Below are 18,363 nucleotides of genomic sequence, written 5' to 3' on the forward strand. Positions count from 1 at the left end.
CCGTTCTCTTGGCCGAGAGCGGAGGCAAGCGACGGCGCTCCGTCTACGCCGCCTGCCGTGCGAAGGTCCGCCTGAACCACGCCAGAAACGCCTCGCGATTCTGGCCGGGGTCGAACTCGACATGCAGCGCGTCCTTGTCACGGGCGCGGACCCGATATTGCACGCGGCCGTCGAAGCCACTGAACTCCATGACGCCGCGATCGCCGATGCCCGGCTCGGGATCGAACCTGATCCAGGCGCCGCCTTCGGAAATATCCACCAGATCGGCCTTCACCACGCCCTTGCGATCGTCGACGACCTTGATCGCCAGGCTCGACTTCAACCGCGGCGACTGACGGCGATCGGCTTCGGCGGTCGCCGTCCTGACGGCCTTCACCAGCGTGGCACGGAGCGAGGTCAGGCCCGTTGCCACGGAGCCGATGGCGTTGCGCACCTCGGCGGCCCGATCGTTGACCATGCCGGCGTCCCTGCCGACATTGCCGATCTTGGACGACACATCGCGCGCCGCGCTCGCCGACGACCGGACCGAGCGGCTGATCTCCTGGGTCGCCGCGTGCTGCTCCTCCATCGCCGCGGCGATCGAGGCTGCGACCTCGTCGATCTCGGAAATCTGGCTGCCGATGCCTTCGACGACGTCGACGGTCGCCTGCGTGGTGGTCTGCACCTCGCCGATCAGGCGCGAAATCTCCTCGGTCGATTTGGCGGTCTGATCCGACAGCGATTTGACCTCGGCCGCAACCACGGCAAAGCCGCGGCCGGCGTCGCCGGCGCGCGCCGCCTCGATGGTGGCATTGAGCGCCAAAAGGTTGGTCTGCTCGGCGATGCCGCCGATCAGGTTGGAGACCTCGGCGATCTTGTCCACGGCCGCGGACAAGGAGAGCATCGTGTTCTTCGCCTTCTCGCGCTCCGTCACCGCCGATTTGGTGATCGTGCTGGCGCGCGCCACCTGGCTCGAGATCTCGCGGATCGCCGAGCTCAGTTGCTCGGCTGCCGACGAGACCGTCTGGGCATTGGAGAGCGACTGCTCCGAGGCTGCGGCCACCGATTGCGCATCGGTCGACAGCTCCTCGGCCAGTTCCGAGAGGCCTGCGGCGACGGCCTCGACCTGGCGCGATGCGCCGGCCGCAGCTTCGACGGACGTCTCGGTCTCGCGCTCGATCACGTCGGCCATGTCGAGCATGGCGCGCTTCTTATGCTCCTCGGCGGCCAAACGGTCGCGCTCCTGCTTGTCGCGCAGGCTCGCATTCTCCAGCGCGTTGGTCTTAAAGATGCTCAGCGCGCCCGCCATCGCGCCGATCTCGTCGCCGCGTTCCGAATAGGAAATGTCGGCCGATAGATCGCCCTCGGCGATCCGCCGCATCAGGCCGGTCATGCGCGACAGCGGACGGACGACGCCGATCACCAGCCCGGACATGCCGGCGACGACCAGAGCCAGAACGATGCCGGACACGGTCCACACGACGATGGAGATGCTGCGATCCTGGGTCGCCGCCGTGGCCTCCATGTCCGCATTCAGCTTGTTCGCCTTGTCGACGAGCGTATCGATCACCGCGCGGTGGGCGGCGTAGGCTTCGGCCAGCCGGGCATAGGCGGCATCGGCCTTCGCCATGTCGCCGGAGCGCAGCGCCGGGATCAACTCGGCTTCCAGGGCCTGCCAGAATTTCTGGACCTCACCGTCCGATCGTTCGACCAGCAGCGACTTCAGATCAGGCTGCAGCGCCGAGCCGATCCAGAACGTCTTGCGATCCTCATAGTCCTTCTTCAGTTGCGCCAGCTTCTTGACATGCGTGTCGAGATCCTTCGGCGTCCGGAGTGCGAGGGTCGCCTCGAGATAGGCCTCGAGGACATATTCAGGCGGCGGCAGGATGTCCGCCACCAGATCATTGCCGAGCTTGATCTTGTCGTAGAGGGGCCCGCCGACCTTGAGCTCGCGCAGCGCATAGGCGCTGGTCAGCACGACCGCACCGAAGCCGAGTGCGAGCACAAGGCCAAAAGCCGCAATGAACGTGGAAATGGAGAGACGCATCTTCATGTCGGCGGCACATTTCGCTGGAGGGTGGACTGCACCCGCCGTCGCCCCGCCGGAGCCCTCTCCGCTCGCTTGCATGGAGCTGGTCCGTCCGGAACGACCGGCATCGAGTCGTCAATTTGATCAGCGTGCACAACCTTTTCTCAGGGAAGGTAAATTTCCGCCCCCGTAGAAATGCGGTCCGGCCCGACTCGATCGGGGGACGCAGGCGCTCCGCCCACTATGACCTGGCGCAAGGCGGCGGGAGGCAGATCTGCGAACATGCGCGCATCGCCGCTCAGGAGCTACCATGTCGAAACCCATCCCGGACAAGGCCGAGATCGCGCTCGAATATCCCGACAAGTTCTATGCCGGCACGTTCGAGCATTCCTCGCGGTTCGAAGCCCATCTCGAATCATCTGGCCTGGCATTGACCCTGGAGCGCCCCGGCCCCGAGGACGTCCGCAAGTCGATCCATATGCATCTGAACTTTGGACTGCTCGCCGCGATCCTTCACGAGCTCGCCGCCGGCATCGCTTCGATGCCCAAGGACGACATCGTTCATCGCGAGCAGCTGCGCGACGCAGTCGCGGCCCTGCATCGAGCTCTTAACGCGCCTTAACCGGTTGTGCCGCGGCGGCACAAAGGGGCCCGGCGTTAACTCCCGGTTCAGCCTTCGTTAGTGCATTGCTAACTACGCCAGAACCTTTGCCCGCAGAAGGTCGGGTTGGAGGCCAGTGTGCTGCGCGAGTGACAGCATTTTATTCGAAAGCAATCTATCTCCGATCCATCGACGGCGCGCGCTGCGCGAGCCTTGTTAGTTGAGTATCGGAGACCCCGCCATGAAGAAGATCCTGTTCGCAACCGTTGCAGTCGCCGCGCTGGCCTCGGCCCAGTCCGCTGTCGCCGCCGATCTCGGCGCCCGGACCTATCCCTACGCCACCAAGGCGCCGCCGGCCTATGCCGCTCCGATCTACAACTGGACCGGCTTCTATCTCGGCGCCCATCTCGGCGGCGCGTTCTCCAGCGACAACAACTTCTCCGGCCTCGCCACCGGCAACAACTCCAACGGCCGCTTCCTGGGCGGCGTGCAGGTCGGCGCCGACTGGCAGTTCGCACCGACCTGGGTGATCGGCGCCGAGGGCCAGTACAGCTGGCTGAGCGGCAGCGTCGGCGCCGCCTTCCCCGGCGGCCTCGTCTACACCAACAGCCAGCGCGGCCTCGGCTCGATCACCGGCCGCTTCGGCTACACCTGGGGTCCGGGCCTGCTCTACGTGAAGGGCGGCTACGCCTATTCCGACAACAACGAGAAGGTGACGTTCGCCGGCACGCCAGTCGGCTTCGCAACCAACGGCGACCACCGCAACGGCTGGACCGTCGGCGCCGGCCTCGAATACATGTTCGCGCCCAACTGGTCGGCCAAGGCCGAGTATCAGTACTACAATTTCGGCAGCGCCACCTTCACGGCGCCCGCCGCGCTGGTCCCGACCGGCAGCTTCACCACCGACGACCACACCTTCAAGGCTGGCGTGAACTACCGCTTCAACTGGGGCGCTCCGCTCGCGGCCCGCTACTGATCCGCAGGCGTCAAATAACAACAAACGACGGGAAGGCCGGCAGCGATGCCGGCCTTTTCTGTCATAGGTTATCGAAAGCGCGGCCCAACAATCCTTTCCGTCCTGTTAAATGCCGCACGGTGAAATGCGAAAATGCGAGAAAACTCAGCACTGCCCGAGTAGTTTCCCGGATTTGTTAACCGCCCGCCGCGATACTGCCTGCAAGCAACAGCTCCAAGTAGTGCATATCGGGGGACACCAGAGATGGCGATTCGGTTCAGCTTCAGCAGGGTGCTCGGAGTCCTGCGACCTGGATGGGGCGTCCGCGGCAGCCTGTTCGCAGCCTTCGCAGTGATCGCCGGCATGGCGATCGCGATCAGCGTCGCTGCGGGACTGATGCTGCGACACGTCGGCGGCACCATGGTCGAGCTCTCGGACCGCGAGATTCCGCGCCTCACGTCGAGCCTGCAATTGCTGGCGCAGAGCTCCGGCCTGGCCAGCCTCGGCCCGGCGCTGCTGCAGTCCCAGAGCGAGGACGCGCTCAACGATCGCCTGAAGAAGATGCAGGAGATCCAGAAGACCACGCAGGAGCGCCTGAGCGAGATCAGCGCGCTCGGCGCCGCGAAAAGCGTGGTGGCGCCGCTCGCCGAAACCATCAAGAACATCAACGAGGCCAATCAGAGCCTGGTGTCGGCCGCACGCGAGCGTCTCGAAGTCGCGGCCCTGCACAACAAGCAGTATGACGCGCTGCGCAAGGCGCAGGCGGACTTCACTGCCGCCGCCAACGAGCCGATGCTGGATGCCCAGACGCAGCTCAACGCCGTGCTCGGCGCAGCCGAGGTGTCGGCAGACGACGCAACGGCGGCCGCACGGTTCGTCGAGCAGCTCGGCAACGTGATCGCGTCCGGCAACCTGCTGGTGGCGCAGATGGCTGCCGCGCTCTCGGCCAACGACAGCGACACGCTGGAGACGATCGAGCGGCAGTTCAAGGAGGCGCTGGCGCAGCTCAAATCCAATCTCGAATTGCTGCCGACCGGCCGCAGCACCAAGGCAATCCACGATGCCGCGCTGAAGCTCGCCGCACTCGGCGAGGGCAAGGCCCGCGTGTTCAAGACGCGCGAGAAGGAGCTCGACGCCAACGATTACGGGCAGACCGTGCTGGAGGAGACGCGAAAGCTCAATGTCGGTCTCGACATCAGCGTGCAGCAGCTCGTCGAAGGCGTGCGCAAGTCGACCGAAAGCGCCACCAGCACGGCGGGCCGTGACATCGAGCTCGCGACGCTCGGCATGGCCGGTGCCGGCGCAGCCACGCTGCTCGGCTCGGTGCTGTTCGTCTGGCTCTATGTCGGCGGCAACATCCTGCGCCGGATCAAGCGGCTGCAGCAGGCGATGCAGACGCTGTCGAGCGGCGATCTCGACACCGAGATTGCGGCCTCGAAGCAGCGCGACGAGATCGGCGCGATGGTCGACACCCTGCAGGTGTTCCGCGACAACATGGTCCGTGCCCGTACCCTGGCCGCCGAGCAGGACCGCGAGAATGCCGCCAAGGCCGAGCGCGCCGCGCGCATGGAGGCCCAGATCGCCACGTTCGAGGCGACGGTGCGCAGCGCCCTCGGCACGCTGCAGAACTCCGCCACGGCCATGCAGGCGACCGCGCAGAGCATGTCGCAGACCGCCGACCAGTCCAACTCGCTGGTCAATGCGGTCGCGGCGGCTGCCGAGGAGACCTCGGTCAACGTCCAGACCGTGTCGGCCGGCACCGAGCAGTTGTCGTCGTCGATCGCGGAGATCAGCCGCCAGGTCGTGACCTCGGCCCAGATCGCCAAGAAGGCGGTCGAGGAAGCCGGCGCCACCGACTCGACGATGCAGGGACTCGCCGACAATGCGAGCCGCGTCAGCGTCGTCGTCGACCTGATCCAGGCGATCGCCTCGCAGACCAACCTGCTCGCGCTCAACGCCACGATCGAGGCGGCGCGCGCGGGCGAGGCCGGCCGCGGCTTCGCGGTGGTCGCGCAGGAGGTGAAGAGCCTGGCGAGCCAGACCGCCAAGGCCACCGACGAGATCCGCACCCAGATCGCAGGCATGCAGCAGGTCGCCTCGTCGGCCGTGTCGGCGATCCGCAACATCGGCGAGACCATCGCCGAGATCGACAACGTCACCACCGCGATCGCCGCCGCCGTGGAGCAGCAGGGCACCGCGACGCACGAGATCGCCCGCAACATCCAGCAGGCGGCCTCCGGCACCACCGAGGTCTCCAACAACATCACCGGCGTCTCCAGCGCCTCGGCCCAGGCCGGCACCTCCGCCAACGAGGTGCTCAGCGCCTCGGAGGCGCTACGCCGCGAGGCCGACACCTTGCGCGCCGAGGTCGATTCGTTCCTGACCAACATCCGGGCGGCGTAGTTGCTACTCGCCGGTCATTCCGGGTTCGAGGCCTGCGGCCTCGCCCCGGAATGATGGGGGCGTGGCGAAGCAGAAGGCGTCGAGGCAGGTCATGCTGGCGCGACCCGAAGCACCTTCCGTACCCCGGAATGCCGTCCAGCCATGTGTTTTTCGGCTGGCGCTCGCCCGCAGCGGCCGTTAATCGATGAGGCATGACGAAGACAGACACCGTTCACTCCTCCGCCGAAGCCCTGCGCTATCCCTGGGAGCAGCATCCCGGTGAGGACCAGGTCGTCGAGGTCGCGCCCGGCGTGCTGTGGCTGCGCCTGAAGCTGCCGTTCCGCCTCAACCATGTGAACATCTATCTGCTCGCCGATGGCGACGGCTGGGTCGCGGTGGACTCAGGCTTCGGCAATGAGGAGTCGATCGCCGCCTGGACGCGGCTGCTCGATGGCCCGCTCAAACACGTCAAGATCAGCCGGCTGATCGTGACGCATTCGCATCCCGACCATGTCGGGCTCGCCGGCTGGATCGTCGAGCGCTTCAACTGCCCGCTGGTGATGTCGCAGGTCGAGTACCTGCAGTCGGTCTATCACCAGAACCGCGGCACCGAGGAGCGCCGCGATGCCCAGCGGCTGTTCTTCCGCCGCCACGGCATGGACGAGACCCTGACCGACAAGCTGCTCGGCCGCGGCCAGGAATATCTGCAGCGCGTCTCGGTGCTGCCGGCCTCCTACCGCCGCGTCTCCCATGGCGACGAGATCCAGATCGGCAGCCGGCGCTTCAAGGTCATCACCGGCGGCGGCCACGCGCTCGACCAGGTCATGCTGTATTGTGCCGCCGACAAGCTGTTCCTGTCCGCCGACCAGGTGCTGAGCAAGATCTCGCCCAATGTCAGCGTCTGGGCGGTCGAGCCGGACCAGAACTCGCTCGGCGAATATCTGGCGTCGCTGGCGAGCCTCACCACCACCCTGCCCTATGACGTGCTGGTGCTGCCGGGCCATGGCGTGCCGTTCTACGGGCTGAAGACCCGCATCAAGCAGCTCGCCGACCACCACGAGGAGCGCTGCCGGATGATCGCGGACGCCTGCCGCGACGAGCCGAAGACCTCGGCGCAGCTCGTGCCGGTCGTGTTCCACAAGCACGTGCTCGACCCGCACCAGATGGGCTTTGCCGCCGGCGAGCTGATCGCCCACGTCAACTACATGCTGGTCGAGGGCCGGCTGACCAGCCAGGACGTCGACGCCGTGCTGCATTATCGCACCACCTGAGGCTGCGAAGCCGTGCCGCCGCCGCGTCGCCGCAATCCGGGCGCCGTTCGGCCGAGATCACTCCTCCCTTGGACAAATCGCCCAATTCCCGCCGTGGGATTCCGGCTCGACAGCCGCTCTGGAAACGCTCTAAGAAGACCTCACGCCACGCATGCCGCGAGGTCTTCACTTCAGATGCTGCACTGCAGCGCGCCAGTTCGGGTTTCGTGATGGACTACAGCCAGTACTTCAGTGCCGCCCTCGGTCGCCTGCATGATGAGCGTCGCTACCGTGTCTTCGCCGATCTCGAACGCATCGCCGGCCGGTTCCCGCATGCGACCTGGCACTCGCCGAGCGGACCACGCAATGTCGTGATCTGGTGCTCCAACGACTATCTCGGCATGGGCCAGCACCCGAAGGTGGTCGGCGCGATGGTCGAGACCGCGACCCGCGTCGGGACCGGCGCCGGCGGCACCCGCAACATCGCCGGAACCCATCATCCCCTGGTGCAGCTCGAGGCCGAGCTCGCCGACCTCCACGGCAAGGAAGCGGCGCTGCTGTTCACCTCCGGTTATGTCTCCAACCAGACCGGCATCGCCACGCTCGCCAAGCTGATCCCCGACTGCCTGATCCTGTCGGACGCGCTGAACCACAATTCGATGATCGAGGGCGTGCGCCAGTCCGGCTGCGAGCGCCAGATCTGGCGCCACAACGACCTCGGCCATCTCGAAGAGCTCCTGATCGCGGCCGGCCCGAACCGGCCGAAGCTGATCGCCTGCGAGAGCCTGTATTCGATGGACGGCGACGTCGCGCCGCTGGCGGCGATCTGCGATCTCGCCGAGCGCTACAACGCGATGACCTATGTCGACGAGGTGCATGCGGTCGGCATGTACGGCCCGCGCGGCGGCGGCATCGCCGAGCGCGACGGCGTCATGCACCGCATCGACATCCTCGAAGGCACCCTCGCCAAGGCGTTCGGCTGCCTCGGCGGCTACATCGCCGCGAAGGGCGAGATCATCGACGCCGTGCGCTCCTACGCGCCGGGCTTCATCTTCACGACCGCGCTGCCGCCGCCGATCTGCTCGGCCGCCACGGCTGCGATCAAGCACCTGAAATCGTCGAGCTGGGAGCGCGAACGCCACCAGGACCGCGCCGCTCGGGTGACGGCGATCCTCAACGCCGCCGGCCTGCCGGTGATGACCAACGACACCCACATCGTGCCGCTGTTCGTCGGCGATCCCGAGAAGTGCAAGCAGGCCTCCGACCTGCTGCTGGAAGAGCACGGCATCTACATCCAGCCGATCAACTACCCGACCGTCGCCAAGGGCGCCGAGCGCCTGCGCATCACGCCCTCGCCCTATCACGACGACGGCCTGATCGACCGCCTCGCCGAGGCCCTGCTGCAGGTCTGGGAACGGCTGGGCCTTTCGCTGCACAAGAAGGCGATGGCGGCGGAGTAGCCCTTCGTAGCCCGGGTGAGCGCAGCGACACCCGGGTTCGCCTCGGCAGCTCATAGGACCCCGGATATCGCTCCGCTCATCCGGGCTACGCGCGCCCGCGGCTGAGCTGGCTACGCGATCACCTCACGCGCCACTGCGCTCCCCTCCCCCTTGCGGGGAGGGGTCGGGGGTGGGGGTCCACGAGTCCCGCTCTCCATGAGACAGCCTGAGCTCTCTAAAGGAGCGAAGAGTCCAGCTGCTGACGATAAGGCCGAGGCGCGCGTCTAATTCAATTCAGTGCCTGACCGACCGGGTTGATCCCTGACATTTTGGACCGGGCTGATCCCTGACACTATTCGATCACTGCTGTGTTGTCTCCGCCGTTTCCTGCGCGACGCGGAGCCGCGCACGCGGCGGAGCAAAGCGCAGGAAACGGCGGTCGCGGTCGATCAGCCCGAGGTCTCGGCCCCAGAAGCGGACGATGTGGCCGCCGGTATCGTGCTTGGCGAGGCCGATGAGTTCGCCGGCGAGCGCTTCGCCAACGAAGACGTGCTCGCCTTGCCATTTGATGTCCCCGGTGGGACGCACGCGGCGGACCTCGTGATCGGCGTCGTACCAGGGATCATCGAGACGGTCTGGCATGAAGCGCACCGGCCTGCGCCAGAGCTTGACGGGGGCCACCTGGTCGAGCGCCTCGTGCGGCCGCTCCTCGTTGAAGTGGCGGCGAAAGGCGTCGAAGCGTCGCTGCTGCTCGGCGGCCGTGTCTGCCGGTGGCTTCGACGTCTCGGCCTTCAGCGTGCGGTGCATGCGCTCGTGCCGGCCGTTGTCCTGCGGGCTCGCTGGTGGGATGTAGCGTGGCTCGATGCCGAGCTTGAGCCACCACACCGAGAGCGCCGAAAGGCCGCCAGCTCCCGTCGATCCGAACGGTACTCCATTGTCGGAGCGGATCGCGTCGGGAAGGCCGATATCCTTGAAAACGCGCTCCAGAGCGCCCTTCACGCCAGCCCAGGTCGGATCGACAATGCGCACCTCGATGAGATAGCGGCTCGCCGCATCGGTGATGGTGAGCGGATCGCAGCGCGTGCCATCGCCAGTGCGGAACCAGCCTTTGAAGTCGATCGCCCACTCGTCATTGGGGCCCTCCGCCGGCGTGATCAGCTCGCCTTGCGCGATCGCCCGACGTCGGCGTGGCCGCGCTTCGACCAGGCCTTCACGCTTCAGGAGGTCGCCGATCGTCGAGGCCGCCGGCCAGTCGACCTCCGTTCGCTCGCGCGCGAGCCAGGCCTTGATCTTCTTGGGGCCAAAATGCGGAAACCGTCGTCGTGTTGCGATGATGCGCCGTGCCAGCCGGTCCGCTGTGGCGTGCGGGCAGTTCTGCACGGCGTGGCTCTTCTCCTCGAACCACTGCGGATCCCCGCTCGCGCGGCGGCGCTCCCAAACGTAGAACGTCTCCCGGCTGATGCCGTGCCGCGCGCACAGCTCCGTCACCGAAAAAGCTCCCGTGTCGTACTCCCGAAACAACCCGATACGCTGCTCCACAGGACTGCTCTCCCTGAAAGGCATCGACCGATCCTCCTTCGAATCGGACGAAGCTTGCCTGTCAGGAATCAACCCGGTCTGAATTGTCAGGACTCAGCCCGGTTCATACCTGGCCCCCCCCACCCCCACCCCCTCCCCGCAAGGGGGAGGGGCGCTGACCGGCCACGAGACACGGGCTCAGATCGTCACGACTCCACCGATCCGTCTGGATATGGAACGGACCGCCGCCGTCGAAGCGATACATCGCGCCGCCCTTAACGACGCCTCCTCGTTCCCTACGTCCTCCGCCACATCCCTATCGCCCCGCCTCTCGCAAAGCGCTAAGTTCGCAGCCAATTCACGGGGCGCAGCGATCGAGGAGTTCGCGAAGGCCATGCTGCATGACTGGGGCGTGATCGCAGCCGCGTTCGGCTACATCGGCTTCCTGTTCCTGGTCGCCAGCCGCGGCAACCGGGCCGGAGAGCGGCGGCCGGCGGAAAGCCGTGGCCGGCTGGCTGGGCTGATCTACCCGCTGTCGCTGGCGATCTACTGCACCTCCTGGACCTTCTTCGGCTCGGTCGGCTTCGCCTCGCGCACCAGCGTCGACTTCCTCGCGATCTATCTCGGGCCGATCCTGATGGTCGGCGCCTGCACGCCGCTGCTGCGCCGGGTGATCCAGCTCGCCAAGTCGCAGAACATCACGTCCGTGGCCGACCTGATCGGCGCCCGCTACGGCAAGAGCCAGGCGGTCGCAGCAACGGTGGCGCTGATCGCGATCATCGGCTCGGTGCCCTATATCGCGCTGCAGCTCAAGGCCGTCGCCTCCTCGCTGCAGACCATCCTGATCGACGACCGCGCCTTCGCCCACATCCCGATCGTCGGCGACATGGCGCTGATGGTCACGCTCGCGATGGCCGTCTTCGCGGTGCTGTTCGGCACGCGACAGACCGACGCCACCGAGCATCAGCATGGCCTGATGCTGGCGGTCGCGACCGAGTCGATCATCAAGCTCGTCGCCTTCATCGCCGCCGGCGCCTTCGTCACCTTCTGGATGTTCTCGCCGGTCGAGCTGATCGAGCGCGCGATGAAATCGCCGGAGGCCGAGCGCGCGCTGGAATATGTGCCGGGCATCGGCAATTTCCTCACCATGACCCTGCTGTCGTTCTGCGCCGCGATGCTGCTGCCGCGCCAGTTCCATGTCAGCGTGGTCGAGAACGCCGACGACGCCGAGGTGTCGCGCGCGCGCTGGCTGTTCCCGCTCTATCTCGTCGCGATCAATCTGTTCGTGATTCCGATCGCGCTCGCCGGCCTCGTCACCTTCCCGTTCGGCGCCGTCGACAGCGACATGTATGTGCTGGCGTTGCCGATCGAGGCCAATTCGCAATGGCTGTCGATCCTCGTCTTCGTCGGCGGATTGTCGGCGGCGACCGCGATGGTGATCGTCGAATGCGTGGCGCTGTCGATCATGGTGTGCAACGACATCGTCGTGCCGCTGGTGCTGCAGCGTCAGGAGCAGCGCGAGATCGGCCGCGACTTCGCGGGCTTCCTGCTCGGCACCCGCCGCATCGCGATCTTCGCCATCATGGTGATGGCCTATTTCTACTACCGCGCGCTCGGCAACACCCAGCTCGCCGCGATCGGTCTGCTGTCGTTCGCCGCCATCGCCCAGCTCGCGCCGAGCTTCTTCGGCGGTCTGTTCTGGCGGCGCGCGACCGCGCGCGGCGCCATGGGCGGCATGCTGGTCGGCTTCGCCGTCTGGCTCTACACGCTCTTCATCCCGAGCTTCCTGGACACCTCGACCGCGGGCATCCTGTTTCTCCAGCACGGCCCGTTCGGGCTGGAGGCACTCAGGCCGCAGGCGCTGCTCGGCACCGATCTGCCGCCGCTGCTGCATGGCGTGCTGTGGAGCCTGTCGCTCAATCTCTTGACCTACATCGTGCTGTCGCTGGCGCGGCAGCCGTCGTCGATCGAGCTCTTGCAGGCCGACATCTTCGTACCGGCCGAGCTGACGCCGAGTGCGCCGAGCTTCCGGCGCTGGCGCTCGACCGTGACGGTGCAGGACATCCAGAGCACGGTCGGCCAATATCTCGGTCCCGACCGCGCCCGCGCCTCGTTCGAGGCGTTTGCCGCCCAGCGCAACCTCCCGCTCGATCCGGCCGCGCCGGCCGATTTCGAGCTGCTGCGCCATGCCGAGCACCTGATCGCCTCCTCGATTGGCGCGGCGTCGTCGCGCCTCGTGATGTCGCTGCTGTTGCGCAAGCGCACGGTGTCGGCCAAGGCCGCGCTCAAGCTACTCGACGATTCCCATGCCGCGCTGCATTTCAACCGCGAGATCCTGCAGACCGCGCTCAACCACGTGCGCCAGGGCATCGCGGTGTTCGACGCCGACCTGCAACTGATCTGCTCCAACGGCCAGTTCGTCGACCTGCTCGGGCTGCCGCCGGATCTGGTGCAGATCGGCAGCCCGTTGAAGGAAATCCTCGAATTCATGGGCACGATCGGCGCGCCGACCTATGAGGACAGCGAGGCGCTGCTGGCGCGCCGACTCGCAGCCTACACCACCGAGGGCGAGCCTTATCTGGAACGCCTCGCCGATCGCCACATGGTGATCGAGGTCCGCACCAACCGCATGCCGGATGGCGGCCTCGTCATCACCTTTACCGACGTGACGCCCTCCTTCGAGGCCGCCGAAGCGCTGGAGCGCGCCAATGCGACCTTGGAGAAGCGCGTGCGCGACCGCACCGAGGAGCTGACAAGGCTGAACTCGGAGCTCGCGCTGGCCAAGAGCGCCGCCGAGGACGCCAACATCTCCAAGACGCGCTTCCTCGCCGCCGCCAGCCACGACATTCTGCAGCCGCTGAACGCGGCGCGGCTCTACGTGACGAGCCTGGTCGAGCGGCAGACGGCGGGCGAGGATTCGCGCCTGGTCGAGAACATCGACGACTCGCTCGAGGCGATCGAGGAGATTCTCGGCGCGTTGCTGGACATCTCCCGGCTCGACGCCGGCGCGATGACGCCCTCGATCTCGAGCTTCAAGATGGCCGACCTGATGCGCTCGCTGGAGATCGAGTTCGCGCCGGCCGCGCGCGCCAAGGGTCTGGAGCTGGTGTTCGTGCCGTCGTCGCTGCCGGTCGAATCCGACCGCCTGCTGCTGCGCCGGCTGCTGCAGAACTTCATCTCCAACGCCATCAAGTACACGCCCAAGGGCCGCGTGCTGGTCGGCTGCCGCCGCCACGGGCAGTCGCTGCAGATCGGCGTCTACGACACCGGCGTCGGCATCCCCCCGGTCAAGCGTGGCGAGATCTTCAAGGAATTCCACCGCCTCGAGCAGGGCGCGCGGATCGCGCGCGGCCTCGGCTTGGGGCTGTCGATCGTCGAGCGCATCGCGCGTGTGCTCAATCACGGCATTGCGCTGGACTCGCGGCCCGGCCGCGGCTCGGTGTTCTCAGTGACGGTGCCGATCGCCAAGGCGATCAACCACACCGCCGCCGTCACCACCGCGACCCCGCTGGCAACGACGCCGATCGCGGGCGCCCTGATCGTCTGCATCGAGAACGATCCCGCGATCCTCGACGGCATGAAGACCCTGCTGACGGCGTGGGACGCCGAGGTGATCGCCGTCCCCGATCCGGAGTCCGCGGTGGAGGCGATCGCGGCACGCGACGGCGCCGTCACCGGCCTGCTCGTCGACTATCACCTCGACCGCGGCAACGGCATCGCCGCCATCCGCGACATCCGCCGCCGCTTCAATGATGCGCTGCCCGCGATCCTGATCACCGCCGACCGCAGCCCCCACGTCCGCGCCGCCGCCCGCGACGACAACATCGCCGTGCTCAACAAGCCGCTGAAGCCGGCGTCGCTGCGGGCGCTGCTCGGCCAGTGGCGGATCCAGCAGATGGTGGCGGCGGAGTAGCGTGCGGGACCATGGTCGCGCGTGGCAGCTGCTCGGAGTTTCTGCGCGACCAGCTGGCGGCGGACTTTTGGATCAACCTGCAGAAGATGTAAGAATTGCGGTTGGCGCAGCAGGAGGTTGGCGACCTCATCAGAGAGCTGCCGACTCGTGCAGGGCTTCGGACGCAGCCCGATTAGGTGAGATTTCGATCGGCGAACACCCCGAGGCTCGTCTCCTCGGCGGCGTCAGCGAGCCAGCCGACCAGAACCTTCGTGTTGCGATCTCCAATGAGTTCCGGGCTCCAACGTGCAATGTGAACCTTAGTCGAGAGCACGTCCGGAGCGGCTGCAAGTGCAGGAACGAGACGCCCGTCGCTGATCGCATCGGCGACGAGCAGGGAGCGTCCAATGGCAACGCCGGCTCCTTCCACGGCGGCCGTTAGACAAAGACCCATGTCTCCCAACACGAGACCGCGCGGCTCGGCGCGCTTGATCTCGAGCTTCTGGAACCAGTAGGACCAACTCCACTCACCCGGGGTATGCCGCTTCTGGATCAATGGAAGGTCGAGCAGCGCCGCGGGGTCCGACAGCGGCCTCGCCTGCGGCAGCAACGACGGCGCACAGACCGGAAAGACACGCTCGCGAAACAGTGGTGCTTGCACCGACGTGGCGCGGGACTCGGTGAGTGTGGTCCACAAGATCCGCACGTCCAGCGGCGGCTCGCCATCAGCCTCGGACTCGACGGGCACGAAATCGATCTCGATGTCCGGATGGAGCGCGCGAAAGGCTCTCAGCCGGCGAACCAGCCACCACGCGGCCAACGACGAGCCGGCCCCCAAGCGCAGCGTCTGCCGGCCAGGTCGACGACGCAGACTGGTCCCGAGGCCCGCGATCCCATCCAGCAGGCCTGCAAGCTCGCCCTGCAATCTCGCGCCGTCCTCGCTCAGTTCGATCCCGGGATTCAGTCGCCTTAAGAGTTGCACGCCGAAAAACTCTTCCAGACGGCGGACCTGATGACTGATCGCACTCTGTGTCACGCCCAGTTCGTCGGCGGCGCGCGTAAAGGAGCGATGGCGAGCGACCGCATCGAACGCAATCAGCGGGCGGAAGGGCGGCAGGCGTCGGGTCATCGGGCTCGTTCTCCAGGAGCATGATATCGATTCATGCCGCTTTGAGGAACGATCATTCGCGTTGGCAGGAGGTGGTGAGGCATGAAAGCCGCATGCCAAACGCACCTTCGACGAAGCGTACACCCGCATCTTATCATCCAAGTCACAGCACGACCGCAGCTTCGCAGCCCACTGGCAGCGCCCTGTCGACGCTGATCGCCGCATGCATGAGCGGCTTCTTGTTTCAATTCGATCTCACCGCGCTCTCGGCGGCGTTGCCGGACATTGCATCCAACCTGTCCGCTGACGTTGCGCAGCAAGCCTGGGTGATCGACGTCTACAGTCTGGCGTTGATCTTTGCGCTTCCGCTGGCAGGCCCGGTCGCCGATCGGTATGGGCGATGGCGCGTGTTCATGACCGGCGCCATTCTCTTCGCCCTCGCGTCGGCGCTATGCGCGACCGCGACCACCCTGTTCGGTCTCTTGGCCTGGCGCGTGTTTCAGGGGATTGCCGGCGCTGCGCTGACGGCATCTGCGTCGGCCCTCGTCGCCGCCGCCTACCCTGGCTCTCGCCGGGCTTGGGCCTTCGGCATATCGGGGACCGTCATCGGCGCGTCGATGGTGGCCGGGCCACCGCTCGGCGCGCTCATTGCGGCGACGCTGGGATGGCCGTGGGTGTTCTGGATCAACATCCCCATCTGCGTCGCGCTGGTGCTGCTGACGGGTCGAACCGCCAGCAACCATTGCCCTTCAAGGACATCTGCGCCACTAGACTGGGCCGGGCCCGCGGCACTTGCGCTGGGCGTCGGGTTGCTCGCGTTCCTGATGCTGGCTGATCATGGCCCTGAAGGATCGGGCCTCATTGCAACGCCTCCCGTGCTCGGCGGCTGTATCGCCGCCTTCGCGCTCTTCGTCCGCATCGAGCGGCGGCACGCTGCGCCCGCGTTCGATTTTGCGCTGTTCGGCTCGCCACGATTCGTGGCGATGTGCCTGGTCCCCATCGCTGGCTCGATCGGATTCTGGGCCCTTCTCGTCCACTTGCCGCAAATGGCGCGTGGGCCCATGGCACTCAGCCCGGCGGCCACCGGCGTTCTGCTGACAACCTTGACGGTGCCCATGGTGCTGCTTCCGTCCATTGGGGCCAAGCTGGCCGCGACGCTGCCGGCGCGCTGGTACTTCGCAGGTGGGCTCGCGATCGTGGGCGGAGCCGATCTCCTGCTCGCGCTCGCGACCTACGACCTCCGCGCGACGCTGACCATCTGGGCCGTCATCGGCGCGTTGCTGATCGGCGGCAGCGGTTGCGCGTTGTTCAACGCGCAGATCACGGCTGCGGCCGTTTCGGCCGTACCACCTGATCGTGCCGCGACGGCATCGGCCATCTGCGTGACGATGCGACAGATCGGCTTCGCGTTCGGGATCGCGCTGATCGGCGCCCTGCTGCAGCGCGACGACCCGCACGCCTACGCGACGGCCTTCGCCGCGGTGGCGGCGTGCATGCTTGGTCTCACCGCTGTGGCATTCGTTCTGCTCAATCGACCCTGAAAAATCTCCCTTGGTTGCCGATGCACGCATTGCCCGGAGGAGCATGTGCACCATCTGTCTCCGCCGAATGAGTGGAGTGTGACTGGACCGGCGACGACGTCTCCGGATTTGAGCATGCTGCACCGGCACTCGCACGTCCGATGCAACTTGCGACGGAGTTTGATTTCGTCTTGTCACGTCAACTGGATCAGAATCCCCTGCTCTCGCTGGCCCAAAATCTTGTTTCTTTTTTCCAGAAATCATGCTACGAGTCGCGCCATCCCGTGCCCGCCATGAGGGGCGCTTCGCGATCGTCACGAACGTGGGGCGCGGGATGCGGTGGGCGCGTCGGGTCGCAGCGTGCTTTGGCATGCCGACGAACGAACCGGCGCGCACGGTCAAGCCGTGTGGTCCTGGCATCCCGTTGCTGATGCCAAATCCGTGACGACGGTGTTGCGGATGACGGGGGCAAGAAAGCCGGTCCCCGAGGAGAGCGCGGAGCAGCCGTTAAAGCCATCGCGCAGGGAAGGCCGGGTGTTTCGGCCAGACCTGTGGTGACTGCCGCCTGCTTTTTTTCTGCAGGCGGGCCACGGGCGCGGCCAGCGCCCGGCCTTCCCTGCGCCCTCTATCTTCAAGAGGGCCGATGATTGGCAAAGCTCGGACGCGCTGTGCGCCGCGAGGCCGTGTAAGGTGTGTCGCGAGTGAAGCAGAAGGCGTGCGGAATGGACGCTGTCCACATACGCTGCAAGGCGGCATCAAGCGCCGGCCAATCGCGCCTCCGGCAGACAGCTGCGGGGTATCGTCATTCCGGGGCGGCTCGCAGAGCCGAGCCCGGAATCTCGAGATCCCGGGCCTGGTCCTTCGGACCATCCCGGAATGACGGCTCATCCAGATTTTTCCGTCGCCTACTTCCCCGTCGGCGTATCCTGCCGCCAGGCGCTGCCCGCGATCTTCGCGGCGGCGATCACGGCCTGGGTCCGGCTCTCGACACCGAGCTTCTGCAGAATGGCCGAGACATGCGCCTTGATGGTCGCCTCGGAGACGCCGAGCTCGTAGGCGATCTGCTTGTTGAGGAGGCCCTGCGACAGCATCATCAGCACACGCACCTGTTGCGGGGTCAAGGTGACCAGCCGGTCGCGCAGCTTCGTCATCTCCGGATCGGCCCCGGCGGCGAGGTCGGTGTCGGGCGGCACCCAGACGTCGCCGTCCATCACCTTCTTGATGGCATCACGCAGCGTATCGACGCCGAACCGTTTCGGGATGAAGCCGGACGCGCCGAAATCGAGCGAGCGGCGGATCGTCGCGCCGTCGTCGCTCGCCGACACGATGACCACCGGGATCGCCGGATATTGCGCGCGCAGATAGATCAGGCCCGAGAAGCCGGAGATGCCGGGCATGGTGAGGTCGAGAAGTACGAGATCGACCTCGGAATCCTTTTCCAGCAGTGCGGTGAGGTCCTCGAACGAACCGGCCTCGTCGACCACGGCCTCCGCGAGCACGCTCGCGACCGCCTGCCGCAAAGCGTTGCGGAACAGCGGGTGATCATCGGCAATGACGAGATGGGTGCTGGCAGCCGCCATGAATCCAGACTTGACCTTGCGAGACCGACGACATGCTGCAACTGCACGCGCCCGGTTTTCCGGAAATACTCGCCCGGCCACCGGTTGCATGCAAGCGTCCAATTCCACTT

At 66.4% G+C, this 18,363-nt stretch carries 11 protein-coding genes; 7 read left to right on the top strand and 4 right to left on the bottom strand.

The genetic code is table 11. The annotated features are described in order from the left end of the window. Positions 1 to 43 precede the first annotated feature (43 nt). On the bottom strand, positions 44 to 2,032 hold the full coding sequence (locus QX124_RS16855; protein WP_315797750.1) for a methyl-accepting chemotaxis protein: 1,989 nt from the start codon (positions 2,030 to 2,032) through the stop codon (positions 44 to 46). A gap of 286 nt (positions 2,033 to 2,318) precedes the next feature. Here QX124_RS16855 and QX124_RS16860 point away from each other — a divergent pair, with 286 nt between their 5' ends. The 5 genes from QX124_RS16860 (at position 2,319) to hemA (ending at position 8,656) form a co-directional block, all read left to right on the top strand. After that, a complete protein-coding gene (locus QX124_RS16860; protein ID WP_315717894.1) occupies positions 2,319 to 2,630 on the top strand; it encodes a hypothetical protein in 312 nt (103 codons plus the stop codon). Positions 2,631 to 2,850: 220 nt separating this feature from the next. After that, the gene (locus QX124_RS16865) at positions 2,851 to 3,585 is read left to right on the top strand and encodes a porin family protein (RefSeq protein ID WP_315784731.1); all 735 of its coding nucleotides are present in this window, start codon (positions 2,851 to 2,853) and stop codon (positions 3,583 to 3,585) included. A gap of 243 nt (positions 3,586 to 3,828) precedes the next feature. Beyond that, positions 3,829 to 5,967 (top strand): HAMP domain-containing methyl-accepting chemotaxis protein, encoded by a 2,139-nt coding sequence (locus QX124_RS16870; RefSeq protein WP_315778418.1) that lies wholly within the window; start codon positions 3,829 to 3,831, stop codon positions 5,965 to 5,967. A 191-nt stretch (positions 5,968 to 6,158) separates the two neighbouring features. Beyond that, entirely contained in the window at positions 6,159 to 7,217 is a 1,059-nt protein-coding gene (locus tag QX124_RS16875) for an MBL fold metallo-hydrolase (protein ID WP_315797751.1), read from the top strand. Positions 7,218 to 7,426: 209 nt separating this feature from the next. Then, positions 7,427 to 8,656 (top strand): 5-aminolevulinate synthase, encoded by a 1,230-nt coding sequence (hemA, locus tag QX124_RS16880; RefSeq protein WP_315797752.1) that lies wholly within the window; start codon positions 7,427 to 7,429, stop codon positions 8,654 to 8,656. 339 nt (positions 8,657 to 8,995) lie between these two features. Here the strand turns inward: hemA and QX124_RS16885 are convergent, their stop codons facing one another. Continuing rightward, positions 8,996 to 10,198, bottom strand: coding sequence for an integrase core domain-containing protein (locus QX124_RS16885; protein WP_315796132.1), 1,203 nt, complete (start codon positions 10,196 to 10,198; stop codon positions 8,996 to 8,998). A 349-nt stretch (positions 10,199 to 10,547) separates the two neighbouring features. Between QX124_RS16885 and QX124_RS16890 the strand changes: the two genes are divergently transcribed. Next, entirely contained in the window at positions 10,548 to 14,066 is a 3,519-nt protein-coding gene (locus QX124_RS16890; protein WP_315797753.1) for a PAS domain-containing hybrid sensor histidine kinase/response regulator, read from the top strand. A gap of 172 nt (positions 14,067 to 14,238) precedes the next feature. Here the strand turns inward: QX124_RS16890 and QX124_RS16895 are convergent, their stop codons facing one another. Next, positions 14,239 to 15,174, bottom strand: a complete 936-nt coding sequence (locus QX124_RS16895; RefSeq protein ID WP_315784741.1) for a LysR substrate-binding domain-containing protein — start codon at positions 15,172 to 15,174, stop codon at positions 14,239 to 14,241. 206 nt (positions 15,175 to 15,380) lie between these two features. On the opposite strand from QX124_RS16895, the gene QX124_RS16900 reads away from it, so the two are divergent. Then, positions 15,381 to 16,694, top strand: coding sequence for an MFS transporter (locus QX124_RS16900; protein WP_315797754.1), 1,314 nt, complete (start codon positions 15,381 to 15,383; stop codon positions 16,692 to 16,694). 884 nt (positions 16,695 to 17,578) lie between these two features. On the opposite strand, the gene QX124_RS16905 is transcribed toward QX124_RS16900, so the two are convergent. Further along, a complete protein-coding gene (locus tag QX124_RS16905; protein ID WP_008961908.1) occupies positions 17,579 to 18,253 on the bottom strand; it encodes a response regulator in 675 nt (224 codons plus the stop codon). Between the last annotated feature and the right edge of the window lie 110 nt (positions 18,254 to 18,363).

This window comes from Bradyrhizobium sp. SZCCHNRI3043, from assembly GCF_032377735.1.
GTDB lineage: Bacteria > Pseudomonadota > Alphaproteobacteria > Rhizobiales > Xanthobacteraceae > Bradyrhizobium.